Raw genomic sequence first — 6354 nt, 5'->3', positions numbered from 1 at the left:
CCCACCCCGCGTAAACGCCGGGCGACACACCCACCCCCCCCCCCCCCCCCCCGGCCGGCCCCCCCCCCCCCCCGGGGGGGGGGGGGCCCGGCCCGGGCCCCCCCCGCCGCCCCCACACCCGAACAGCGTTCGCACAGCTCAGGGGAGGTTACGGCGTCACTTGGCGTTGAAGTAGTTCGCCTCCGGGTGGTGCACCACGATCGCGTCGGTGGCCTGCTCTGGCACGAGCTGGAACTCCTCCGACAACTGCACCCCGATCCGGTCCGCGCCGAGCAGGTCCACGATCTTCGCCCGGTCCTCCAGGTCAGGGCAGGCCGGATAGCCGAACGCGTACCGACAGCCCCGGTAGTCGTTACGCAGCAGGCCGGCCAGGTCGGCCGGATCGCCGGTGGCGACCGTGCCGCCGCCGGGCAGGGTCAGCTCGGACCGGATCCGCCGGTGCCAGTACTCGGCAAGGGCCTCGGTGAGCTGCACGGACAGGCCGTGCACCTCCAGGTAGTCGCGGTACTCGTTGGCGGCGAACATCTTCGCGGTGTACTCACTGATCGGCTGCCCGACGGTGACCAACTGCAATGCCACCACGTCCAGGCCCTCCCCCTTGGGACGGAAGAAGTCGGCCAGACACAGCCGCCGCTCCTGCCGCTGCCGGGGGAACGAGAAACGGGCCCGCTCGCTGTTGCCGTTCTCGTCCAGCACCACCAGATCGTTGCCCTCGGCGTACGCCGGGAAGTAGCCGTACACCACGGCCGCCTCCAACACCTGGTCGGAGATCAGCCGGTCCAGCCAGTACCGCAGCCGGGGCCGCCCCTCGGTCTCCACCAACTCCTCGTACGACGGGCCCTTGCCGCCCCGGGCGCCGCGCAGCCCCCACTGGCCGAGGAAGGTGGCCCGCTCGTCGAGCAGCGCCGAGTAGTCGGCCAGCGGCACCCCCTTGACCACCCGGGTGCCGAAGAACGGCGGGGTGGGCACCTCCACACCGGTGGCCACATCGGAGCGGACCGAGGCGTCGTGCAGCTCAGGCAGCGCCTCGGTGACCATCGTGCGCTGCTTCTCCCGACGGGCCCGCCGGGCGGCCAGCGCGGCCTCCCGCTCCGGGTCGACCACCGGCGCGCCACCGCGCTTGGCGGTCATCACCCGGTCCATCAGGGCCAACCCCTCGAAGGCGTCCCGGGCGTAGTGCACCTGGCCGGGGAACATCGACCGCAGGTCGTCCTCCACGTACGCGCGGGTCAACGCCGCCCCACCGAGCAGCACCGGCCACCGCTCCGCCACCCCGCGCGACGCCATCTCGGCGAGGTTCTCCTTCATGATGACGGTGCTCTTGACCAGCAGGCCGGACATCCCGATCGCGTCGGCGCGGTGCTGCTCGGCGGCGTCGAGGATCGCGTTGATCGGCTGCTTGATGCCGATGTTGACGACCTCGTAGCCGTTGTTGGACAGGATGATGTCGACCAGGTTCTTGCCGATGTCGTGCACGTCGCCACGGACGGTGGCCAGCACGATGCGGCCCTTGCCGCCGTCCTCGACGCTCTCCATGTGCGGCTCCAGGTAGGCCACCGCCGTCTTCATCACCTCGGCCGACTGGAGCACGAACGGGAGCTGCATCTGACCGGAGCCGAACAGCTCACCGACGACCTTCATCCCGTCCAGCAGGATGTCGTTGATGATGGACAGCGGGGACCGGCCCTCGGCCATCGCCGTGTCCAGGTCGGCCTCCAGGCCGTTGCGCTCACCGTCGATGATCCGCCGCTTGAGCCGCTCGTCCAACGGCAGCCCGGCCAGCTCCTCCGCGCGGGTGGCCCGCGCCGAGGCGGCGTCGACGCCCTCGAACGCCTCGATGAACCGCTGCACCGGGTCGTAGCCCTCGCGGCGGCGGTCGTAGACCAGGTCGAGAGCGACCTCACGCTGCGCGTCCGGAATCTTCGACATCGGCAGGATCTTGCTGGCGTGCACGATCGCCGAGGTCAGCCCGGCCTGTACGCACTCGTGCAGGAAAACCGAGTTGAGCACCTGCCGGGCGGCCGGGTTGAGGCCGAACGACACGTTCGAGATGCCGAGCGTGAAGTTGACCCCCGGGTAACGGGCGGCGATCTCCCGGATCGCCTCGATCGTCTCGATGCCGTCCCGGCGGGTCTCCTCCTGACCGGTGGCGATCGGGAAGGTCAGCGCGTCGATGAGGATGTCCGCCCGGTCCATCCCCCACCGGCCGGTCAGGTCGTCGATCAGCCGCGCCGCGACCCGTACCTTCCACTCCCTGGTACGGGCCTGGCCCTCCTCGTCGATGAGCAGCGCGACCACGGCCGCGCCGTGCTCGGCGATCACCGGCATCACCCGGGCGTACCGGGAGTCGGGGCCGTCGCCGTCCTCGAAGTTGACCGAGTTGACCACGCAACGCCCACCGAGCATCTCCAGCCCGGCCTCGATGACCTGCGGCTCGGTGGAGTCCAGCATGATCGGCAGGGTGGAGGCGGTGGCGAACCGGCCGGCCAGTTCCCGCATGTCCTGGGTGCCGTCCCGACCGACGTAGTCGACGCACAGGTCGAGCAGGTGCGAGCCGTCCCGGGCCTGGCTGCGGGCGACCTCCACACACGCCTGCCAGTCGCCGGCCAGCATCGACTCCCGGAACGCCTTGGAGCCGTTGGCGTTGGTCCGCTCCCCCACCATCAGCACCGAGGCGTCCTGGGCGAACGGCACCGGGTGGTAGATCGACGAGACACCGGCCTCGTGCCGGGGCTCACGCGGCGTCGGGGCGGTGCCGTGCAGCCGCTCGGCCAGCGCCCGGATGTGCTCCGGGGTGGTGCCGCAACAGCCGCCGATCAGCGCGACGCCGTACTCGGTGACGAAGCGTTCCAGGGCGTCGGCAAGCTCCACCGGGGTCAGCGGGAAGTAGGCCCCGTCGGCGGTCAGCACCGGCAGGCCCGCGTTCGGCATCACCGACAGCGGGATGCGCGAGTGCTGGGACAGGTACCGCAGGTGCTCGCCCATCTCGGCCGGGCCGGTGGAGCAGTTCAACCCGATCAGGTCCACCCCCAGCGGCTCGATGGCCGCCAGCGCCGCCCCGATCTCGCTGCCCACCAGCATGGTGCCGGTGGTCTCCACCGCCACGTGGCAGATGATCGGCACCCGCTGGCCGAGCGCGGCCATCGCCCGGTGCGAGCCGACCACGGCCGCCTTGACCTGGAGCAGGTCCTGGCAGGTCTCGATGATCAGGGCGTCCGACCCGCCGGCGATCAGGCCGGCGGCGTTCTCCTGGTACGCGTCGCGCAGCGTCGCGTACGGGGCGTGACCGAGGGTGGGCAGCTTGGTGCCGGGGCCGATGGAGCCGAGCACGAAGCGCGGCCGGTCCGCGGTGGCGTACGCGTCGGCGGCCTCCCGGGCGATCCGCGCGCCGGCCTCGGAGAGTTCCCGGATGCGGTGCGGGATGTCGTACTCACCGAGGTTGGCGAGGTTGGCGCCGAACGTGTTCGTCTCGACGCAGTCCGCCCCGGCGGCCAGGTACGCCTCGTGCACTCCACGCACCACGTCGGGCCGGGTCACGTTGAGGATCTCGTTGCAACCCTCCAGCCCTTCGAAGTCGTCGAGGCTCAGGTCGGCCGCTTGCAGCATCGTCCCCATCGCGCCATCGGCGATGAGGATCCGGTCGGCTAGCACATCCAGCAACGAAGTCCGCACGGCTTCAGGTTAGTGCGAAAATCCCGGCCACTGTTGCGCCCCGGTGCTGTCCCACAATGTGTCAGCCGAATCACCGTACCGGTTCGTGCCGGTTCGTCGGCCCGGCGCGGCGGCGGAACGGCGCGGCCGACGGGCCACGCACCGCCCCGGCACGTAGGCTGGCGGACGTGAAGGACATCAGGGACGGCACCGTGCACGGCGGGCGGGTGACCGGGCCGACGCCCGGCGCCGTCCGCGACGAGCAGGGCGAGGTGACGGCGTGACCGAGTTCGACGGGCTGCCGGTGCTGCGGTCCCCGGTGGCGATCGCCGCCTTCGAGGGCTGGAACGACGCCGCGGACGCCTCCACCGCCGCCGTGGAACACCTGGAGCAGGTCTGGCAGGCCCGCCAGATCACCGAGATCGACCCGGAGGAATTCTACGACTTCCAGGTCAGCCGCCCGACCATCACGATGTCCGACGGCGAGACCCGCCGGGTGGAGTGGCCCACCACCAAGTTCATGGTCGCCAGCCCCGAGGGCACCGACCGCGACGTGGTGCTGATCCGCGGCATCGAGCCGAGCATGCGCTGGCGCACCTTCTGCGAGCAGGTGCTGGAGCTCTGCCACAGCCTGGAGGTGGAACGGGTGGTGCTGCTCGGCGCGCTGCTGGCCGACGTGCCGTACACCCGGCCGTTGCCGATCAGCGGCAGCGCCTCCGACGCCGGGGCGGCCGAGCGCTACCAGCTCACCCCCACCCGCTACGACGGCCCCACCGGCATCGTCGGCGTGCTCCAGGACGCCTGCACCCGGGCCGAGGTCGACGCGGTGTCGTTCTGGGTGCACGTGCCGCACTACGCCAACAACCCGCCCTGCCCGAAGGCCACCCTCGCCCTGCTGCACCGGGTCGAGGACGTGCTCGACCTGCCGGTGCCGATGGCCGACCTGGCCGAGGAGGCCGCCGAGTGGGAGCAGCGGGTGCGCAGCGCCGCCGAGCAGGACGCCGAACTCGGCGAGTACGTCCGTGAGCTGGAGGAACGGGTCGGCGACGCGGGCATCACCCCGCTGACCGGTGACGAGATCGCCCAGGAGTTCGAGAAGTACCTGCGCCGCCGGGGCGGCTCCGCCGGCCCGACCGCCGGTTCCTGGTAATCCCCTGCCCCGATCACACCGGGCCCGGACGCGTCGTCGTCCCGGGCCCGGTTCCGTCCGGCCCTGACATCGACGCTCCGCCCGGCCCGACATCGACGCTCCGTCCGACCCTGACATCGACGCTCCGCCCGACCTTGACATCGACGCAAGCCGGTGGCCGTTCTGCGTGTCCGGGTGGCGGCGTCACCCGCTCTAGGGCATCCTAGGAACCTAGCTGTCAGGAGGAGGCAGGCGTGCAGATCAACCCGGGAGCCGCCGAGTTCCCGCACCGGCAGATCGCCGCGCAGCTCAAGGCCCAGGTGCGCCGGGGCGACTGGGCGCCCGGCGAGCGGCTGCCGTCCATCCCGGCCATCGCCGAGATGTTCGGCGTCGCCAAACAGACCGTGCAGCGCGCCGTCGACCAGCTACGGGTCGAGGGAATCCTGATCACCAAACCCGGCTCCGGCACGTACGTCCGGGGCACCCGACGCCGGCTCAACCGGCTCTCCCGGGGCCGGTACGGCGGCTTCCGCGGCTACCACACCGACCTGGCCGCCCGGTACCGCCAGCAGCTCGTCTCCGTCGGCCGCGCCCCCGCCCCGCCGGAGGTGGCCGACGCGTTCGGCGTCGCCGACGGCACCGAACTGCTGTGCCGCCGCCACCTGGTCCGCACCGACGAGTCGCCGGTCGAGGTGGGCGCCTCCTGGTTCCTGCCGAAGGACACCACCGGCACCTCGCTGGAACGGGCCGAGGCGTTCGGCCGCCCGCTCTACCAGGAGGCCGAGGAGGCCACCGGCCGGCGGTACACCACCGCCGCCGACACGATCAGCGCCCGCCAGCCCAGCCGGGAGGAGGCCGAGACCCTCCAGATCCGCCCGGACACCCCCGTGCTGCACCTGCTGCACGTCGCCTACGACGCCCACCGCAAGCCGATCGAGGTCGCCCAGGCCACCTGGCCCGGCCCGATGACCACGCTCACCGAGGAGTACCAGGTCCCCGGCCCCGCACCCGAACCGGATCCCGACCCCGGCCTGGTCCTCGGCTGACAGCCGGCCCGCCCGGCTCGGGCTCGGCCCGGGCTGGCTCGGCCCGGGCTGGCTCGGCCCGGGCTGGCTCGGCCCGGGCTGGCTCGGCCCGGGCTGGCTCGGCCCGGGCTGGCTCGGCTTAATTCGCCCTGTCGCTCGCCTAGTCCGTTGAGCAGAGGACTTGCAGTTCTTCCCGTGCGTGCCGTCGATCCCCGCACTGAGCGAAGCCCTTGGGACGACCACCGTCCGAGGAGCCGTATGCCACTCAGTCATATTTATGCCGGAGTGGCATACCGGATGCCAGGCACATACTGCCGCCAGGCGAGAAGCCAAGCCGGGCCAAGCCGTGTCGGGGCCGGGCCAAGCGGGGCCGGGCCAGGCCAAGCCGCCACGAACATCCGCGCCGCCCGCATCGGACCCACCGTGTGCGAACTCGACGGCCCGATACCGTGTCGGGCCAGGCCAGGGCCAGGCCAGGGCCAGGTCGGGGCCAGGCCAGGTCGGGGCCAGGCCGGGTCGGGGCCAGGCCGGGTCGGGGCCAGGCCGGGT

At 72.0% G+C, this 6354-nt stretch carries 4 protein-coding genes; 2 read left to right on the top strand and 2 right to left on the bottom strand.

Going from position 1 to position 6354, the window contains the following annotated elements:
• Positions 1 to 156: 156 nt before the first annotated feature.
• Entirely contained in the window at positions 157 to 3672 is a 3516-nt protein-coding gene (metH, locus tag ACIQG9_RS23430; protein WP_400406023.1) for a methionine synthase, read from the bottom strand.
• A 259-nt stretch (positions 3673 to 3931) separates the two neighbouring features.
• Here metH and ACIQG9_RS23425 point away from each other — a divergent pair, with 259 nt between their 5' ends.
• A complete protein-coding gene (locus ACIQG9_RS23425) occupies positions 3932 to 4801 on the top strand; it encodes a PAC2 family protein (RefSeq protein ID WP_400406021.1) in 870 nt (289 codons plus the stop codon).
• Between the two features lie 233 nt (positions 4802 to 5034).
• Entirely contained in the window at positions 5035 to 5826 is a 792-nt protein-coding gene (locus tag ACIQG9_RS23420; RefSeq protein ID WP_400406019.1) for a GntR family transcriptional regulator, read from the top strand.
• Between the two features lie 254 nt (positions 5827 to 6080).
• Here the strand turns inward: ACIQG9_RS23420 and ACIQG9_RS23415 are convergent, their stop codons facing one another.
• Positions 6081 to 6251: a serine dehydratase beta chain gene (locus ACIQG9_RS23415; protein WP_400406055.1), complete on the bottom strand. Its 171-nt coding sequence runs from the start codon at positions 6249 to 6251 to the stop codon at positions 6081 to 6083.
• Between the last annotated feature and the right edge of the window lie 103 nt (positions 6252 to 6354).

The sequence above is a fragment of the Micromonospora sp. NPDC092111 genome (assembly GCF_044755745.1).
In the GTDB taxonomy this organism is placed as follows: domain Bacteria; phylum Actinomycetota; class Actinomycetes; order Mycobacteriales; family Micromonosporaceae; genus Micromonospora.
The sequence above is the reverse complement of the archived record's forward strand: the minus strand, read 5'-3'. Positions and strand labels throughout refer to the sequence as shown.